Annotated in this window: 13 protein-coding genes; 2 read left to right on the top strand and 11 right to left on the bottom strand. The window is 60.4% G+C overall.

Annotation, left to right across the window (positions count from 1 at the left end; genetic code table 11):
• Nucleotides 1-65: 65 nt before the first annotated feature.
• The 9 genes from HMPREF2692_RS06010 to HMPREF2692_RS06050 form a co-directional block, all read right to left on the bottom strand.
• Entirely contained in the window at nt 66-4,058 is a 3,993-nt protein-coding gene (locus tag HMPREF2692_RS06010; protein ID WP_061920461.1) for a DNA-directed RNA polymerase subunit beta', read from the bottom strand.
• Nucleotides 4,059-4,194: 136 nt separating this feature from the next.
• On the bottom strand, nt 4,195-7,689 hold the full coding sequence (locus HMPREF2692_RS06015; RefSeq protein WP_061920458.1) for a DNA-directed RNA polymerase subunit beta: 3,495 nt from the start codon (nt 7,687-7,689) through the stop codon (nt 4,195-4,197).
• Nucleotides 7,690-7,917: 228 nt separating this feature from the next.
• On the bottom strand, nt 7,918-8,874 hold the full coding sequence (locus HMPREF2692_RS06020; protein ID WP_061920456.1) for a cell envelope lipid trafficking protein PgfA: 957 nt from the start codon (nt 8,872-8,874) through the stop codon (nt 7,918-7,920).
• 128 nt (nt 8,875-9,002) lie between these two features.
• On the bottom strand, nt 9,003-9,389 hold the full coding sequence (gene rplL / locus HMPREF2692_RS06025; protein WP_061920813.1) for a 50S ribosomal protein L7/L12: 387 nt from the start codon (nt 9,387-9,389) through the stop codon (nt 9,003-9,005).
• A 79-nt stretch (nt 9,390-9,468) separates the two neighbouring features.
• The gene (gene rplJ / locus HMPREF2692_RS06030; protein ID WP_061920454.1) at nt 9,469-9,990 is read right to left on the bottom strand and encodes a 50S ribosomal protein L10; all 522 of its coding nucleotides are present in this window, start codon (nt 9,988-9,990) and stop codon (nt 9,469-9,471) included.
• Nucleotides 9,991-10,308: 318 nt separating this feature from the next.
• Nucleotides 10,309-11,103, bottom strand: coding sequence for an ABC transporter ATP-binding protein (locus tag HMPREF2692_RS06035; protein ID WP_061920452.1), 795 nt, complete (start codon nt 11,101-11,103; stop codon nt 10,309-10,311).
• 6 nt (nt 11,104-11,109) lie between these two features.
• On the bottom strand, nt 11,110-12,162 hold the full coding sequence (locus HMPREF2692_RS06040) for a FecCD family ABC transporter permease (protein WP_061920450.1): 1,053 nt from the start codon (nt 12,160-12,162) through the stop codon (nt 11,110-11,112).
• Nucleotides 12,159-13,226: a FecCD family ABC transporter permease gene (locus HMPREF2692_RS06045; RefSeq protein WP_082778544.1), complete on the bottom strand. Its 1,068-nt coding sequence runs from the start codon at nt 13,224-13,226 to the stop codon at nt 12,159-12,161. Before HMPREF2692_RS06045 ends, HMPREF2692_RS06040 begins: the two co-directional genes overlap by 4 nt.
• Nucleotides 13,227-14,171, bottom strand: a complete 945-nt coding sequence (locus HMPREF2692_RS06050; RefSeq protein ID WP_061920808.1) for an ABC transporter substrate-binding protein — start codon at nt 14,169-14,171, stop codon at nt 13,227-13,229.
• A gap of 140 nt (nt 14,172-14,311) precedes the next feature.
• Here HMPREF2692_RS06050 and HMPREF2692_RS06055 point away from each other — a divergent pair, with 140 nt between their 5' ends.
• Together HMPREF2692_RS06055 and HMPREF2692_RS06060 are read left to right on the top strand one after the other, a co-directional pair.
• Complete coding sequence (locus HMPREF2692_RS06055; protein ID WP_246823433.1) at nt 14,312-15,088, top strand: siderophore-interacting protein; 777 nt, start codon at nt 14,312-14,314, stop codon at nt 15,086-15,088.
• Nucleotides 15,089-15,160: 72 nt separating this feature from the next.
• Nucleotides 15,161-16,498, top strand: a complete 1,338-nt coding sequence (locus HMPREF2692_RS06060; RefSeq protein WP_070456857.1) for a cryptochrome/photolyase family protein — start codon at nt 15,161-15,163, stop codon at nt 16,496-16,498.
• Nucleotides 16,499-16,877: 379 nt separating this feature from the next.
• On the opposite strand, the gene rplA is transcribed toward HMPREF2692_RS06060, so the two are convergent.
• Nucleotides 16,878-17,582: a 50S ribosomal protein L1 gene (gene rplA, locus HMPREF2692_RS06065; protein WP_061920443.1), complete on the bottom strand. Its 705-nt coding sequence runs from the start codon at nt 17,580-17,582 to the stop codon at nt 16,878-16,880.
• A gap of 103 nt (nt 17,583-17,685) precedes the next feature.
• The gene (rplK, locus tag HMPREF2692_RS06070; RefSeq protein WP_061920442.1) at nt 17,686-18,129 is read right to left on the bottom strand and encodes a 50S ribosomal protein L11; all 444 of its coding nucleotides are present in this window, start codon (nt 18,127-18,129) and stop codon (nt 17,686-17,688) included.
• Between the last annotated feature and the right edge of the window lie 100 nt (nt 18,130-18,229).

The raw sequence follows: 18,229 nt of genomic DNA on the forward strand, positions 1-18,229 counted from the left end.
AGCATGGAGCCTCTCAAAGCCGCAGCGTTATACCCAGAAAGCTGGGGCATCGCGCGGGGGTGGACTTAGAACGTGAAGTCCTCATCCAGCGGGACGGATGCGCCGGTGAACTCACCGAATCCATCGTCGCCGTAGATGGAATCGCCGTAAGTCGGGATCGAGTACGCAGCGTTGCGTGCGGCCTCGGTCGGCTTAACGGAGATGTTGCGGTAACGCGAGATACCGGTACCAGCAGGGATGAGCTTACCGATGATGACGTTCTCCTTCAGGCCAATGAGCTGATCGGAGCGCTTGTTAATAGCGGCGTCGGTAAGCACGCGCGTGGTCTCCTGGAAGGAGGCCGCGGACAGCCAGGACTCGGTAGCCAGCGATGCCTTGGTGATACCCATGATCTCGGAGCGCAGCTGAGCTGGCTCGCCGCCCTCGGCAACCTGTGCGGCGTTGACCTGCTTGGCCTCAGAGAGGTCAACCAGAACGCCCGGCAGGTAGTCGGTGGAGCCGGAGTCAATGACGGTACCGCGACGCAGCATCTGGCGGATGATGATCTCGATGTGCTTGTCGTGGATGGCAACACCCTGGGTACGGTAAACGGCCTGCACCTCGTCGATGAGGTGCTTCTCGACGCCGCGGCGACCGAGGACCTCGAGGACGTCGTGCGGATCAGCCGCACCACGCATCAGGCGCTCGCCGGTGGTGACGTGGTCACCGTCGCGCAGGGAACGCTCGATCATTGCGTCCGGGTTGGACTCCATCGGGCGGCGGACCTGTGCCAGGCCCTGGCGCTTCGACAGCTTCTCGTAGACGACGTTGTCGGAACCGTCATCCGGAGTGATGGTCAGGGTCCAGAAGTTGCCCTCATCGGACAGGGACACGGTGCCGTCAACGGATGCGATCGGCGCGCGGTTCTTCGGGTTACGAGCCTCGAACAGCTCCTGAACACGTGGCAGACCGCCGGTAATGTCGCCACCGACACCACCCTGGTGGAACGTACGCATGGTCAGCTGGGTACCCGGCTCACCAATGGACTGTGCAGCCACGATGCCGACCGCCTCGCCGATGTCGACGAGCTGGCCGGAGGCCATGGACTTGCCGTAGCACTTCGCACAAACGCCGGCTGGCGTCTGGCAGGTAAGGACGGAGCGAACCTTGATGTCGGCGATGCCGGCAGCCAAGATCTTCTCGGTCAGTTCCTCGGTCAGGTCAGAACCTGCTTCAGCAACGACAGTGCCATCTTCAGCCTTCACATCGGACGCGACGACGCGGCCGGATGCGGAAGTCTCCCACAGCTCGTGTGGAACCAGCTTGTCGCCAGCCCACTCGCCCAGCGGAACGCGGACGCCCTGGCGGGTGCCACAGTCTTCTTCGCGGACGATGACGTCCTGTGCCACGTCGACGAGACGACGGGTGAGGTAGCCGGAGTCCGCGGTACGCAGTGCGGTATCGGCCAGGCCCTTACGGGAACCGTGCGAGTTGTTGAAGTACTCCAAGACCGACAGACCCTCACGGAAGGAGGTCTTGATCGGACGGGTGATGTAGTCACCCTTGGAGTTCACGACCATGCCCTTCATGCCGGCCAGGGTCCAGATCTGACGCATGTTACCCGCTGCACCAGACTTAACGATCATCGGAATCGGGTTGTCATCCGGGTAGAGATCCTCGACTGCCTTACCAACGGTGTCGGTAGCGTCCTTCCAGAGCTCAACCAGGCGGTCGTAACGCTCACGCTCGGTCAGCGCACCCTGCTCCCAGTACTTGCGCTCAATGCGCTGTGCTTCCTTCTCGTAAGACTCGAGAACCTCGGTCTTGTTCGGAAGGACCAGAACGTCGTCCATGGTGATGGTCACGCCAGAACGGGTTGCCCAGTAGAAACCGGCATCCTTCATCTTGTCCAGAACCTGGGCAACGGTGATCATCGGGTACTTAGCAGCGAGATCATTAATGACGTCACCGAGCAGTACGGAGTTCTTGGCGCCGCCCTTACGGACCATGACGCCCTCGAGGTACGGGTAGTTCCACGGCAGCAAGTCGTTGAACATGATGCGGCCAAGGGTGGTCTGCGCCATCCAAGCCTGGCCCTTCTGCCAACCATCAGGGAACTGCTCAGCCTCGATCTCAGCCGGCGGACGCAGGTGGGAGATGCGGACCTTGATTGGTGCCTGCAGGCCCAGAACGCCGCGGTCGCGAGCCATGATGGCCTCGGCGTAGGAGGAGTAAACACCGGTTGCGGGGCCGTTTTCGGTCGCCTCGGTGTAGCGGCCCTCGCCGCCGATCTCGCCCTCTGCCTTGTCCATGGTCAGGTAGTAAAGACCGGTGACCATATCCAGACGCGGCATAGCCAGCGGCTTACCGGATGCCGGGGAAAGAATGTTGTTGGAAGCGAGCATGAGGACACGAGCCTCAGCCTGTGCCTCTGCGGACAGCGGCAGGTGAACTGCCATCTGGTCACCGTCGAAGTCAGCGTTGAACGCCTCGCAAGCCAGCGGGTGCAGCTGAATTGCCTTACCCTCGACCAGCTTCGGCTCGAAGGCCTGGATACCCAGACGGTGCAGCGTAGGTGCACGGTTGAGCATAACCGGGTGCTCGGAAATAGCCTCTTCCAGAACGTCCCAAACCTCAGGGCGCTGGCGCTCAACCATGCGCTTTGCAGACTTAATGTTCTGTGCGTAGTCGTTTTCGACCAAGCGCTTCATGACGAAAGGCTTGAACAGCTCGAGAGCCATCAGCTTCGGCAAACCACACTCGTGGAGCTTCAGCTGCGGGCCGACGATAATAACGGAACGGCCGGAGTAGTCAACACGCTTACCCAGCAGGTTCTGACGGAAACGGCCCTGCTTGCCCTTGAGCAAGTCAGACAGAGACTTCAGCGGACGGTTGCCAGGTCCGGTGACCGGGCGGCCGCGACGGCCGTTGTCGAAGAGCGCGTCAACAGACTCCTGCAGCATGCGCTTCTCGTTGTTAACGATGATCTCAGGAGCGCCGAGATCGATCATGCGCTTCAGGCGGTTGTTGCGGTTGATAACGCGGCGGTACAGGTCGTTCAGGTCGGAGGTGGCAAAACGGCCACCGTCGAGCTGAACCATCGGGCGCAGCTCCGGCGGGATAACCGGGATCGCGTCCAGGACCATGCCTGCCGGGTCGTTACCGGAGCGCAGGAAGGCTGCTACGACCTTCAGACGCTTCAGCGCGCGCATCTTCTTCTGGCCCTTGCCATTGTTGATGACTTCGCGCAGCTCTTCGGCCTCAGCCTCGAGATCGAAGTTACGGATAAGGGTCTGGATAGCCTCAGCACCCATGCCGCCGGTGAAGTAATCCTCGTAGCGATCAACGAGCTCTTCGTAGATGGTCTCGTCGATGATCATCTGCTTCGGAGCCAGCTTCAGGAAGGTGTTCCAGATTTCATCCAGTCGTGCGACCTCGCGCTCGCCGCGCTCACGGATGTGCTGCATCTCCTTGTCAGCAGCGTTCTGGACCTTGCGGCGTGCGTCAGCCTTTGCGCCAGCAGCCTCCAGCTCAGCCAGATCCTGCTCGAGTTTGGCAGCGCGCTCTGCGATCTCAGACTCGGTGTCTTCCTCGACGTCCTTCTTCTCCAGAAGCATCTCTGCTTCAAGGGTGGACTGGTCGTTGTGGCGAGCCTCTTCATCAACAGAGGTGATGATGTTGGCTGCGAAGTAGATGATGCGCTCCAGGTCCTTCGGAGCAAGGTCCAGAAGGTAACCCAGGCGGGAAGGAACGCCCTTGAAGTACCAGATGTGGGTTACCGGAGCAGCCAGCTCGATGTGGCCCATGCGCTCACGGCGAACCTTGGACTTGGTGACCTCGACGCCGCAGCGCTCACAGATGATGCCCTTGTAGCGAACACGCTTGTACTTACCGCAAGCGCACTCCCAGTCACGGGTTGGGCCGAAGATGCGCTCGCAGAACAGGCCGTCCTTTTCCGGCTTCAGGGTGCGGTAGTTGATGGTCTCAGGCTTTTTAACCTCGCCCTTGGACCAACGGCGAATGTCATCGGCAGTGGCCAGACCGATGCGGAGCTCGTCGAAGAGATTTACGTCAAACACGTAATGTCTCCCTTTCATCCCCACGCGAGTGTGGGGAACGTTGATGGCTTTAAAAAATTCTCAAATAGTGTGCCCTGCTGGTAGCTCGGGGGCCACCAGCCAGGACCGTAAGCTCTCACGCTTGAGCTCAAGCGTGCTATGCGATGTCGGCGTCAGCGCGCTCGTCGCGCGAAAGGTTAATACCCAGCGACGGGCTATCCATGTCGTCATCGTCAGAGCCAGACAGCTCCATCGGCGTGCCGTCGGTGGAGAGAACCTCCACGTTCAGACACAGCGACTGCAGCTCCTTGAGGAGGACCTTGAAGGACTCCGGGATACCTGGATCCGGGATGTTGTCGCCCTTCACGATTGCCTCGTAGACCTTCACACGGCCGACGACGTCGTCAGACTTGATGGTCAGCAGCTCCTGCAGGGTGTAGGCAGCGCCATAAGCCTGCATTGCCCACACCTCCATCTCGCCGAAGCGCTGGCCACCGAACTGCGCCTTACCACCCAACGGCTGCTGGGTAATCATGGAGTAAGGGCCGGTGGAACGAGCGTGAATCTTTTCGTCGACCAGGTGGTGCAGCTTGAGCATGTACATGTAGCCGACGGAAACCGGGTACTTGTACGGCTCGCCAGAACGGCCGTCGAAAAGCTGTGCCTTGCCGTGCTCGTCAACCATGACGTCACCGTCGCGGTTCGGGCGGGAGGAAGCCAGCAGGCGGCCGATCTCCTCGTTGGAAGCACCGTCGAATACCGGGGTTGCGGTCAGGGAACCAGCCGGGACGTCGTAAAGCTCTTCCGGCAGGGTCTTGAGCAGCTCAGCGTTAGCTGGGTCATCAACGTCGACCTTCCAGCCGGCGTGTGCCAGCCAGCCAAGGTGGACCTCGAGGACCTGGCCGATGTTCATACGACGCGGAACACCGTGGGTGTTCAAGATGACGTCGACAGGCGTGCCGTCAGCCATGAATGGCATGTCCTCTGGCGGCAGGATCTTGCCCACGACACCCTTGTTGCCGTGACGGCCAGCGAGCTTATCGCCATCCTGGATCTTGCGCTTCTGAGCCACGTAGACGCGGATCATTTCGTTGACGCCCGGGGCCAGGTCGTCGTCATCCTCGCGGGAGAAGCGAGCAACGCCAATGACCTTGCCGTTCTCACCGTGAGGAACCTTCATGGAGGTATCGCGAACCTCACGTGCCTTCTCACCGAAGATGGCGCGCAGCAAGCGCTCCTCCGGGGTCAGCTCGGTCTCACCCTTCGGGGTGACCTTACCGACGAGAATGTCGCCTGCGCGAACATCAGCACCAATGCGAACGATGCCTCGCTCATCCAGGTCGCGCAGAACATCGTCAGAGACGTTCGGGATCTCGCGGGTGATTTCCTCGGCACCCAGCTTGGTATCGCGAGCATCGATCTCGTGCTCCTCGATGTGGATGGAGGTCAGAACATCGTCCTCGACGATGCGCTGGTTCAGGATGATTGCATCCTCGTAGTTGTGGCCTTCCCAAGGCATGAAGGCAACCAACAGGTTGCGGCCCAGGGACATCTCGCCGTTGTGGGTACCCGGGCCGTCAGCCAGAACCTGGCCGGCCTCTACGCGCTGGCCCAGCTCGACGAGCGGGGTTTGGTTGTAGTTGGTGCCCTGGTTGGTGCGCTCAAACTTACGCAACATGTAGGTGTCACGCTGGCCCTCGTCATCCATGATGGTGATGAGATCAGCGGTGACGTTTTCTACAACGCCAGCCTTCGGGGTGATGATGAGGTCGCCGGCGTCGTATGCAGCGCGCTGCTCCATACCGGTACCAACGAAAGGTGCCTCGGAGCGCACCAGCGGCACTGCCTGGCGCTGCATGTTAGCGCCCATCAGCGCACGGTTAGCATCGTCGTGCTCCAAGAACGGAATCATGGCGGTTGCCACGGAAACCATCTGGCGTGGGGAAACGTCAACGTAGTCGACGCCGGAAGCGTCGGTAACTCCGATGTCGCCGTCCTTCAGGCGGACCTCGATACGGGTGCCGACGATGGTGCCGTCAGCTTCCTTCTCGATTTCCGCCTGCGCAATTGCGAACTTATCTTCCTCATCAGCGGTGAGGTACTCGACCTCGTCGGTGACCTTGCCGTCAACAACCTTGCGGTACGGGGTCTCGATGAAGCCGAAAGCATTGACGCGAGCGTAGGAGGCCAGGGAGCCAATCAGACCAATGTTCGGGCCCTCCGGAGTCTCAATCGGGCACATACGGCCGTAGTGAGAAGCGTGTACGTCTCGGACCTCAATGCCGGCGCGCTCGCGGGACAGACCGCCTGGGCCCAGCGCGGACAGACGGCGCTTGTGGGTCAGACCAGACAGGGAGTTGTTGTGGTCCATGAACTGGGACAGCTGCGAGGTACCGAAGAACTCGCGGATAGCAGCAGAAACCGGACGCACGTTGATAAGGGAGGTCGGAGTGATGGACTCCGCATCCTGGGTGGTCATGCGCTCACGGACGACGCGCTCCATACGGGACAGGCCAACGCGGACCTGGTTCTGGATGAGCTCGCCGACGGTACGCAGACGACGGTTACCAAAGTGGTCGATGTCGTCGGTGTGGATGGCGATGGTCTCGCCGTTCGGAGCGGTCATCTCACGCTCGCCTACGTGCAGGCGTACCAGGTACTCGAGGGTGACAGCAATGTCTTCCTCGGTCAGGGTCATCAGACCGTCGTGGTCACCGCCCAGACCCAGCTTGCGGTTGACCTTGTAACGGCCCACCTTTGCGAGGTCGTAGCGCTTTGCACGGAAGAAGGAGTTATCCAGCAGGGACTGCGCGAGCTCGCGGGTTGGCTGCTCGCCCGGACGCTGCTTGCGGTAGATCTCCAGCAAAGCCTCGTCAGTGTTTGCCACACCATCGGACTCGAGGGTAGACATCATCAGCTCGGAGAAGCCGAAGCGCTCACGGATCTGCTCCTCGGACCAACCAAGGGCCTTGAGCAGCACGGTTACCGGCTGGCGACGCTTACGGTCGATGCGGACGCCGACGGTATCGCGCTTGTCGACGTCGAATTCCAGCCATGCACCGCGGGAAGGAATCACCTTCACGGAGTGCAGCGGACGCTCGGTGGACTTATCGATGGTCTGATCGAAGTAGACGCCCGGGGAGCGAACGAGCTGGGAAACGACGACACGCTCGGTACCGTTAACGATGAACGTACCCTTGTCAGTCATCATCGGGAAGTCACCGATGAAGACGGTCTGAGACTTGATCTCCTGGGTGTCGTTGTTGATGAACTCTGCGGTCACGTACAGCGGCGCGGAGTAGTTGATGTCCTTTTCCTTGCACTCGTCGACGGTGTTTTTCACCGGCTCGAAGCGAGGCTCCGACAGGGACAGGGACATGTTGCCCGAGTAGTCCTGAATCGGAGACAGTTCCTCAAGGATGTCCTCGAGGCCGCTGGTGACGCGAGCCTCGGGACCGCGCTCAGCCTGCTCGCGCTCGCGCCACTCTGGCGAGCCGATCAGCCATGCGAAGGAATCGAGTTGTAGATCGAGGAGGCCCGGGACGGCGATAGGCTCGTTGATTTTCGCGAACGAGTATCGCTTCGGGGCTCCAGGGATATTGGCCACTGACTTGGTCTGGCGGGAGACTGCCAAGATGGGTCCTTCCAGCACCTCACGCGGATTGCCTCCCCGCCCTGGCCGACGAGGTGCAAAACCGCTGGTAAATTTAGCATTCGGTCTGCTGTAGATTGTCTGGGTTCAGAATGCACAAAATCACCTTGTCAAGTCGGTTTTGCCATCACCTACTTGAAAGGCTAAATGTGCACCGAAGATCCAGATTCCAGCGCAACGATATAGCTTATAGGAAAGTTCCCACCGTGTAAAGGCGAAATCAGCATGTTACTTGCGGCGGCGCTTCTGGAAGGCACCCAATGCCCCAGCCAAACCGATGAGAGTCAGCACCGCGCCTAGGCCCAAGACGGCCCAGCGAACCATGGTGGCAAAGGCGGGCTTTGGGAATTCCGCGGCTTGTGCGAGGAAGGCGGCACGATCCTCGTCAGAGGTCTTGCCCTCGAACATGAATTGGGTTTCGCGGCCGGCACCACTGCGGTCTCCCCAATAGTCATCGATGGCCACGTCCATTCCTACCACCATGCCGCTTACCTGATCGACGTAGAAGTCGCGTGTCGCCTTGTGGAATAGGTAACCCTGCTCGGTCGAATCATCTTCATTGTGCAAGGTGGTAGTGGTCTGCCCTGGGTACAAGGTCGCGAGGTTGGTCGGCTCAACTTCTTGATGGAAGCGATAGACGGTGCGCCCCTCGATTTCCATCTCCTCTTCGAAGACGGCATCGGCAGCCTTGCGCAGATAGGGGTCAAAGACTGGGTACGTAGTCTGCTCGGTTGCTGCTGGGAACTTTAGCCACACACCATCGACGGTGACCTGCGCGGTAGGGCTGCCCAGGGTGTGGGTAAGGGAGGCGTCGCCAAGCGCGTCACCGCTCAGGCGGTCCATGGGGTAGCTCCACACGCGCGCCATGGAAAGATCCTCCACCTTGCCGCTATCGCCGCGCATGGCCGACTCACCGATGCGGAGCGTGGCCTGCTCTTCATCTGAAGGATCTTGAATGTCCATGTTGAGCTGATAAGCCATTGGCCCCTCGTAAGGACTCGTGCCCTCCCCTGTCACTACCTGAGACTTGGCGGAATCGTCGTGCAGGGTCCAGGTGGTGTGCTGCAAATCCAAAGGCATGCGCGGTTCGAAGCTCAAGAACTTCGGCGCCGCGATACCTGCAGCCATTAGCGCAACGCCGAGGCCTAGAAGCAGGACAGAAAAGATTCGGGACTTGGGCAGCATGGTGGATTATTCTACAGGTCGCGGGCGCGGAGACTGGAATCTGCACGCGGGGCGGGGAAGGACAAACACCTCCAAAACGGGAACAACCCCGTCTCCCAGCGGGAAACGGGGTTGTAAGCCAAGTAAAATTACTTGAGCTCGACAGAAGCGCCAGCCTCTTCCAGCTTAGCCTTAGCAGCCTCAGCATCGTCCTTGGAAGCACCCTCGAGGATAGCCTTCGGTGCGCCCTCAACGAGCTCCTTAGCTTCCTTCAGGCCCAGGCCGGAGACGATCTCGCGGACAGCCTTGATGACGCCGATCTTCTTTGCGCCAGCGTCGGTCAGAACGACGTCGAACTCGTCCTTCTCTTCCTCAGCAGCGCCACCAGCAGCCGGTGCGCCTGCAGCTGCAACTGCAACCGGAGCAGCAGCCTCAACGTCGAAGACCTCTTCGAATTCCTTAACGAACTCGGAGAGCTCGATGAGGGTCATTTCCTTGAAAGCTTCAATGAGCTCGTCCTTGGTGAGCTTAGCCATGATGGCCATCCTTTCTTTTGGGCTGGCATGCAACCCAGATTGTGTTTGTGTTGATTTTTATGCGCCTTGATTGGCGACTTTAAGCCTCGGCAGACTTCTTGTCCTGCAGGGCCGCAGCGGTGCGGACCATCTTGGTAGCAGGAGCGTTGAATGCAGCCGCAGCCTTTGCCATAGAACCCTTCATAGCGCCGGCAAGCTTTGCGAGAGTGGTCTCGCGGTTGTCCAGCTCGGCGATGGCAGCAACCTGCTCTGCGGACAGAGCGTTGCCATCCATGTAGCCGCCCTTGACGACGAATGCCTTGTTGTCATCAGCGAACTTCTTGATGACCTTAGCGGCATCCACTGCCTCGCCCTTGATGAACGCAATTGCGGTCGGGCCAGTCAGCTTATCGTCAAGACCTTCGATGCCAGCCTCGTTAGCGGCGATCTTGAAGAGGGTGTTCTTGGCGACGGAGTACTCAACGTCAAAGCCCAGGTTGTTACGCAGCTCCTGGAGCTGTGCAACGGTCAGACCACGGTACTCGGTCAGCACGATGGACTCAGAGCCAGCGAGCTTCTCCTTGAGCTCCGCGAGATCTGCGGTGTTCTTTGGGTTTGCCATGTTCTACTTCGCCTCCTTTCAAAACATCTCTGTGATTTTCCGTCGAGACATCTTCAATAAAAAATGCCCCGTGCAAGAGCACAGGGCGCGCAGCATAAGAGAATGCCGCGATTAATCGCAAAGTGTCTCCTGCGTGGGCCGTCCCCTAGGATGAGGAACCTTCGATCCGGACTCCCGGATGACCGACGGTCTTCGGTGAACTTTGACTCGACCTTTCAGGCCGTTCAAACTTCGCTAGGAACTATACAAGCCACGCTAGCCAACTCCAAATCGCGGCTCTCGGGGCTTCCTTCTCCCTGTTTCACCCAACGAGAATTCTTAGTCCCTGAGCACCCCGCGCGGAACGATGACGGGGGCGTCGCTTCGCGGGTCATCCCAGATCTCGACGTCGATGCCATAGGCGGCTGCCAGCACTTCTTTCGTCAACGCCTGCTGGGGAGTTCCCTGCGCGATGACCTCGCCGTTGTTCATGACCACCATGGTGTCGGAGTACTGGCCGGCCAGCATGAGATCGTGCAGCACAACGACCACCGTTTTCCCGGCGTCGGCCTGTTTGCGCACGAGCTCCAAAACGCTCATGGCGTGGGCTGGGTCGAGGAAGGTTGTGGGTTCGTCGAGAAGCAGCACTGGCGTGTCCTGCGCCAGAGCAAGCGCCAGCCACACCCGTTGGCGTTGGCCACCCGAGAGCGCCGCGATATCACGGTCGATGAAGTCCGTAATGCCCGTCTCCACGCAGGCCTGCGCGATGATGTCGCGGTCCTTCGCAGACAGTCCCCGACCGCGGCCCAGGTGCGGGTAGCGCCCGCGCGCTACAAGCTCGCCCACCCGCAGCCCGTCCGGCGCCGTCGGCTGCTGTGGAAGAAGCGCCACGTGGGTAGCTGCTTCTTTCGGGCTCATGCCATGTACGTCTAGCTCGCCGATATGCACGCTCCCCTGCCGCGGGCGAAGAATTTTAGACAAGGTCTTCAGCAACGTGGACTTGCCGCAGCCATTAGGCCCAATGAGCGTGGTGATTTCACCCGGGTGGGCCACCAAGTCAACGCCGGACAGGATGTCGTCCCCGTCCTTATAGCCGGCATGGATACCGGTGGCCGTAATTTCTCTGTCTTTCACTAGCTTTTATCCTCTCCGCCGTGCGGCATTCCACACCAAGATGACCAGGGCACATCCTCCGATGATGGAGGAGACTGCACCCACTGGAGCGTCCATTGGCAACGCTCCAGCAATCACAGCGCACGCACTCAACAAGGCGGCGCCAGCAGCGCAAGAAACCAACGGCACAGGCGTGGGCGTCCGGGCAACAATGCGCCCCACATGCGGGGCGAGAAGCGCGATGAAACCAATGGGGCCGGCCACGGATACAGTCACCGCGCAGATTCCCGTAGCAGCGACCAGCAGGAACGCGCGTGTTCGCGTGATGTTAACTCCGAGGGAAAGGGCCGAGAGATCATCATGCGCAAGAAGTGGCAACTCCCTGGCACACCACAGACCAAGCACCACGAAAGGAGTCAACCCCATGAGAAGAGGAGCAATGACCTCCATCCGCACGAAGCCCGTGGTTCCCGCCAGCCACAGCTGCGATTGCGCCGCGCGAAGGAGCTCGGCGGCGCGCAAGAGATACGCCACCAGCGCTTGAAACAGCAGCGAGAGCGCGATTCCGACGATAACGATGCGGTTGCTCGTGCCGATTCCCCCAAGCGCTACCAGCAGGATGGCTGCTAGCACGGCACCCAGCAACGCGAGCCCGACCCGCCACCAGAACATGGAGAGCCCTTCGGCAAGCACAGGCCGGGAGAGCACCGTTCCGAGGACCACCATGACGGACGCACCACCAGTCACGCCAAGGATATCGGGAGAGGCCAGCGGATTGCGCGACATCGACTGCGTCCACGACCCCGCCAGTCCGAGCGCGGCACCCACGATGAGCGTCGCTAGCGCTACCGGTATGCGCAGGTCCCACACAACGCGAATTTCGCTGCGGCTTCCCCCGCCGTTGAGAATCTCCAGGACCTGCCCCGGGCTCAAGGCCACAGGGCCCTGCCCTAGCATGAGGACATAGGAGCTTGCGGCGACCACAACAAAGAAGCAGGTCGCTGCCCATATCCATGTCCGGCGCTGCCGCTCTTGGGAACGCAGATGCTTGACGACGTCCCCCTTCTGCAACCCCCTCATAGCTCGTGCTCCCCACGGTGTACGGCCCAGATGAGAAATGGTGCGCCCACAAAGGCCAAGACGATGGACATCTCCAGCTCGGAGGGACCCACGATGAGGCGGCCCAGAATATCCGCAACGAGTACGGAGCAGCCACCGAGTAAGGCGGCTGGCGCAACCATCGCGGTAACTTCTGGCCCCGTGAACCGGCGCAGCAGATGGGGGATGGCAAAACCAACGAAGGCAATGGGCCCCGTCGCCGCGGTAGCGCATCCTGCTAGCACAACGATACTCAAGGCAGCACCGCGCCGCGTCAGCGTGGGCGAGCCGCCTAGTGCCACCGAGGATTCCTCACCCATGGCTAAAAGGTCGAGCGGGCGCGCCACTCGTGCGGCGATGATAAGCCCGATTAGCAACCCAACACCTGCAATGGCGACATCCTCTGGGCCGCGCCCAAACGTGGAGCCGATGGTCCACCGGCGCATGCTGTCGAGAACATCCGTGGAGTACAGGCCGATCAACATGGCGCTAGAGCTCAAGGCAGCAGCAACGCCTGCGCCGACCAAGACCAGCGTCAAAGGATCCTGAAACCTGCGGGACACACCCAGCACTAATGCCGTGGCCAAGCCGGCGCCGAGGAGGGCGAGCGCTGTCCGCATCCCGGTTGAGGTGGCGATCCCTAGTGTTGTCCCGAGGGCAACAAGGAACGAGGCTCCCGCAGTAATACCAATGAAGCCCGGATCGGCCAAGGGGTTTCTAGTCCAGGACTGAGCGATAACACCCGATACCGCGATGGCAGCTCCCGCGAAGTAGGCCACGAACGTGCGGGGGATGCGTAAATCCCACACGATATTCTCGATATCTGCCTCGCCCCCGTGGAGGAGGGCAGCGAACAGATCCGGAAACGGGATAGTCCTTGACCCCACTACCAGCGAGCACAGCAAAAGGAGGAGGGTCGACACAACTAGGGCCGTGGTGAGCAGTGCGCGGCTTCTTCCCCGCGAATCCAATGCGGCTGCTTCACCGCCGTGGCGCGCACCCGCAGCACCGTGGATAGCATCAGCCTTCCTCGGTAGTGCGAGCATTTAGAGCTTCTCTTCGAACTTGTCGACGGCCCACGGGATCGTCAGCGGGTTCGGAATGCTCATCGCATTGCCGGTGTCCGTGTCCAGGTAGCGAACGCGGCCATCCTTGACCACGTCAAGGCCTTGGAACGTGGAATCCTTCTTCAACTCATCGACCGCACCGTTGTAATCCAAGACGAACAGATAGTCCACATTGTTGAGCTGCGAGTAATTTTCCGGGGCATAGTCCACGAAGAAGCTGGAACCATCACCCTGCAGTTCCTTGGGGATCTCAAAGCCGAGGTCTTCGATGAACTGGCCACGGCCGTCTTCTGCCGTGTAGAGGCCCAGCTTCCCCTCATAGGGCATGACAATGGCTGCTCGCTTGCCCTGCAGCTCCGGGTGGGAGTCCTTGAACTGCTCGAAGGCGTCCTCCGCCTGGTCAATGAGCTTCTCCCCCTCCTCTTCCTTGTCCACGGCTGAGGCGATGGTCTTGACTTGTTCCTCCCAGGGAATCTGCCAGTCTTCGAAACCTTCGGGCTTCACGGTCAGCGGGGCGATATCCTCGAGGGATTTCTTCGCTTCCTGGTCCACAGCTTGGTTCACGGCGATGATCTGTGTGGGATCCGAGGCAGTGACCTGCTCAAGTACCTCTGCCGTGAAACCGGAAGCGGTGTTATAGATCACCTCGGGCTGGGCATCTCCCAGAAGCTCCTTCGCCCATGGGCCAACGCCGGAGCCATCACCGTCGCCTTGCGCACCCCATGGTGCCACGGCAACCGGAGTGATTCCGAGTGCCAGCACGGTATCGGCATCACCCAGCCCTAGGCTGGCAACGCGCACCTCCTCAGCGCTGTCCGCACCCGTACTGTCCTCGCCACTTCCGCGCGAGCACCCTGTCAGAGCAATCGCTGCCACTGAGACAAAAGCGAGCACGCCTTTTGCGCGCCGGCTGATAGCAACCATGAAAACCTTCTCCTTCAACGGGAACGAGCACGCAAGCATTTGCACCCCTAACCTATTTGAGGCTAGCCTACCCTTTGCTTTATGATGGATTCAAATTTCTCTTTTACCTAGGAACAATTCCCTTGACGAATCACCGCTTGTTGCCCGTTACCCTCACCAGGAACACCCGCCTCAAGCCGCGGCTGCACCGTTTAACTTTTCACTCGCCGGCTTTTAGTGACTACCCCCTAGCCGGGCCTGACGAGTATTTTGGGCTCCTCATGCCCCAAGACGGGCAGAAGTTCTCCCGTCTCCCAGTCGAAGATGCCAATGTTCGTGCTGCCGTCAACGGATTGCCCGACGGCATACGCCCAGCATTGCGCTGGTACACAATTCGCAAGCTCAACCAAGAAGCGTGCACCATCGATGTCGACGTTGTGACCCATGGCGATAATGGCCCGGGCTCACGCTGGATCCTCAATGCCCACCCCGGGGATACCGCCGGAATATATACCGGGCAAGTGCGGTGGCAAGCGCCTAAGAAGTCACAACTATTGCTCGCAGATGCCTCTGCCCTTCCGGCGCTGTGGCACATCCTCGAGCACTACGAAGCCTTGTCACCGGAAACCTTGGGTGCAGTCGACGTCGTTGCCATGATCGCAGACGACGCTGAAGTTGAAGACGGCTTTGAGGAAACGTGGCGCGACAAGGTTCGCTCACTCGCCATGATCACCGCCCCGCACGAGGAACACAGCACGCGCGCTAGCCAGCTTCTTGGATCCCGATTCTCCGCGGATACAGCGCCGGATTCGGTGTGGGTGTCAGGCGAAGGAGACCTGGCCAAAGCAGTGCGCTCGATAGCCGTGCATGACTGGGGTGTACCGCGCGAAGACGTTATCTGGTCCGTGTACTGGATGAAAGGCAAGCCGCGGCCTTAATTCCTTCGCACGCATCTACGCTACATGGCAATCTCTCTGCCCGCTCACCGTGCATCCGTATGCTGGGATACCATGACCACCCTTGTTTGGTTTCGCGATGACCTGCGCCTTTGCGATAACCCCGCACTCACCTGGGCTGCTTCCCGGGGCGAGGTTGTTGCCTGCGTCCTCGACGAGCCTGCCTATCCAGGCTCGCGCCCGCTCGGAAGTGCGGCGGCGTGGTGGCGCGAGCGCTCCCTGGCACAATTGCGCACCCGTCTCGCCGAGCATGACATTCCACTGTTGCGCCTAGACGCTGATGCCCGCACGGCCATTCCCCGCCTTGCCCACCAGATTGGCCCAGATGCGGTGCTCTGGAACCGCCGCTATCACGTGCGGGATGTCGACGCAGCAGTAAAAGAGTCCCTCACCTCGTCCGGCATCGCTACTCACTCCTTTGCCGGCCACCTCCTCGTTGAGCCCACCGCCATCAGGCCTTATAAAGGCTACACTCCCTTCGCCCGCGCAGCACGCCAGCACCTTGATGACCATCCTCTCGGCGATCCCGTGCCCACCCCTGCGCTTAGTGGCCCAGGCGCGCAGGCCTTTGCCGAGCTTTCCGAGCCCTTCCCCGATGAAGCCCCGCTCCCTTGGCAACAGCGTCTCGCGGACTACTGGGACCCCGGCGAACTCGCCGCCCGGGAAACGGTGGCCGGCCTCGAGCTTGACCACTATGACCGCGACCGTGACTTCTTCGCCCGGCCGGCTACCTCCCGGCTCTCACCGCACCTGCGCTTCGGCGAAATCTCGGTCCGCGAAGTCTGGCAGGCCGCCAGCGAGCTGCCCTGTGATGCCTCCAGCTTCGGCTCCGAGCTGCTCTGGCGCGACTTCGCCTGGCATCGCCTGTACCACGTGCCAGACCTCGCAACAGAGCCTGTGCGAGACAAGTTCCGCGACTTCGATTGGTATTGGGACGGCGGCGGAATCGACACCTCCGGAAAGGACCCGCGCCCGCATCCCCTGCCGGAACTAGAAGCCTGGCGCACGGGCGAGACCGGCATTCCGCTTGTCGACGCCGGAATGCGCGAGCTCTGGCACACCGGCTACATGCATAACCGCGTGCGCATGGTGGTGGGCTCCTTTTTGACGAAGAACCTCGGCATCCACTGGCGCCACGGCGAAGAGTGGTTCTGGGACACGCTTGTCGACGCCGATCCTGCTTCCAATCCCTTCAATTGGCAATGGGTCGCTGGCTGCGGCGATGACGCCTCGCCGTTCTTCCGCATCTTCAACCCGCAGCTGCAAGCCAGCAAGTTCGATCCCGACGGCACCTACGTGCGCCAGTGGGCACCACCGCTTAGCCCACCGCCCATCGTGGACCTCAAGCAGTCGCGGCAAGCCGCCTTGGACGCATACCAGGAAATCTGCTAGGCCCGCCGCGTGTTCTAACACGGTCATGCAAGACAGACCGGCGAGACAACAGGAAAACATCGAGGGCCCCGACCTTACGGCCGGGGCCCTCGATGTCTCTCTATGCGCTTTGGATATCGCTGCGGGGTCTCAAGCCGCTGCGCCCTGCAAAGCTCAGGGTGTTCTCTCTATCTCTCATGCGCCTCTCTCAAACGCACAACATAAGTATGGGGCATAGAACTTGCGAGACAATGAATTCAACCTGCAAGTCCCCTGTGCGTTCCTGCCAATTTCCTGAAATTTAGAAAAGGGCAAGAAGGCAAAAAGAATGCCCCAACCGCGACGCGGTCGGGGCGAACCATCAGCGGCGCTTAAAGCGAACCACTAACAGAAGCAGAAATTACTCTGCGTAGTTCTTCTGAACAGAAGCGTCAACCGGGATGCCAGGACCGGAGGTCGTGGAGATGGTTACCTTCTTGACGTACTGGCCCTTAGCAGAGGACGGCTTCAGACGCAGGATCTCATCGTAGAGAGCGCCGTAGTTCTCAGCCAGCTTCTCAGCGTCGAAGGAAGCCTTGCCCAGGATTGCGTGCAGGTTGGAAGCCTTGTCAACACGGAAGGAGATCTTGCCGCCCTTGACGTCGGAGATAGCCTTCGCAACGTCAGCGGTGACGGTGCCGGTCTTCGGGTTCGGCATCAGACCACGTGGGCCGAGGACACGTGCAACGCGGCCGACCTTAGCCATCTGGTCCGGGGTAGCGATTGCAACGTCGAAGTCGATGTTGCCCTCGTTGATAGCGGAGATCAGCTCGTCGGTGCCGACGATGTCAGCGCCTGCAGCCTTAGCTGCCTCAGCCTTCTCGCCCTCTGCGAAGACGGCTACGCGAACGTCCTTACCGGTGCCGTTAGGCAGGGAAACGGTGCCGCGAACCAGCTGGTCAGCCTTGCGTGGGTCAACGCCCAGGCGGAAAACGACGTCGACAGTAGCGTCGAAGTTCTTGGAGGAGGTCTCCTTGGCGAGCTTTGCAGCCTCCAGCGGAGAGTACTGACGGGACTTGTCGACGAGCTCAGCAGCCGCCTTGTAAGCCTTAGAGTTGGTGCTCATTTAAGCAATTCCTTTTCTTGGATTGGTGTGGTCTTGGCGGGCCGTAGCTGGCCCTACCACGAGCAACCACACGAGATGGCCGCTCATTTTTTGATGAAGTTGTTTACTTGGCTGGGATGCCGTCGACGGTGATGCCCATGGAACGAGCAGTGCCGGCGATGATGCGAGCACCGTTCTCGATGTCGCGAGCGTTCAGATCCTCGAACTTGGTCTGTGCAATCTCCTTGCACTGATCCCAGGTCACGGAACCGACCTTGTCGGTGTGAGGAACGCCGGAGCCCTTCTTGATGCCAGCGGCCTTCAACAGCAGCTTCGCTGCCGGCGGGGTCTTCAGCTTGAAATCGAAGGAGCGATCCTCGTAAACGGTGATCTCAACAGGCACAACGTTGCCGCGCTGGGACTCAGTCGCAGCGTTGTAAGCCTTGCAGAACTCCATGATGTTGACGCCGTGGGCACCCAGTGCCGGACCAACCGGCGGAGCCGGGTTAGCAGCGCCAGCCTCGATCTGCAGCTTGATGAAGCCAGAAACCTTCTTCTTCGGAGCCATCGAATTACCTCTTTCCTGTGTTACCGGTGCGCTGCCACGATGAATAACAGCGCCCCGTCCGGATGCTCACCTCAAGTGGGCCACCGGGGGAGAAACGTTT

This window comes from Corynebacterium sp. HMSC036D03, assembly GCF_001836185.1.
Classification (GTDB): Bacteria; Actinomycetota; Actinomycetes; order Mycobacteriales; family Mycobacteriaceae; genus Corynebacterium; species Corynebacterium simulans.

Excerpts from the sequence above, each read along its gene's own strand:
- HMPREF2692_RS06020 (WP_061920456.1), bottom strand. The coding sequence starts at position 8,874 with ATGCTGCCCAAGTCCCGAATCTTTTCTGTCCTGCTTCTAGGCCTCGGC.
- rplK (WP_061920442.1), bottom strand. The coding sequence starts at position 18,129 with ATGGCTCCGAAGAAGAAGGTTTCTGGCTTCATCAAGCTGCAGATCGAG.
- rplA (WP_061920443.1), bottom strand. The coding sequence starts at position 17,582 with ATGAGCACCAACTCTAAGGCTTACAAGGCGGCTGCTGAGCTCGTCGAC.
- rplJ (WP_061920454.1), bottom strand. The coding sequence starts at position 9,990 with ATGGCAAACCCAAAGAACACCGCAGATCTCGCGGAGCTCAAGGAGAAG.
- HMPREF2692_RS06050 (WP_061920808.1), bottom strand. The coding sequence starts at position 14,171 with ATGGTTGCTATCAGCCGGCGCGCAAAAGGCGTGCTCGCTTTTGTCTCA.
- HMPREF2692_RS06040 (WP_061920450.1), bottom strand. The coding sequence starts at position 12,162 with ATGAGGGGGTTGCAGAAGGGGGACGTCGTCAAGCATCTGCGTTCCCAA.
- rplL (WP_061920813.1), bottom strand. The coding sequence starts at position 9,389 with ATGGCTAAGCTCACCAAGGACGAGCTCATTGAAGCTTTCAAGGAAATG.
- HMPREF2692_RS06060 (WP_070456857.1), top strand. The coding sequence starts at position 15,161 with ATGACCACCCTTGTTTGGTTTCGCGATGACCTGCGCCTTTGCGATAAC.
- HMPREF2692_RS06045 (WP_082778544.1), bottom strand. The coding sequence starts at position 13,226 with ATGCTCGCACTACCGAGGAAGGCTGATGCTATCCACGGTGCTGCGGGT.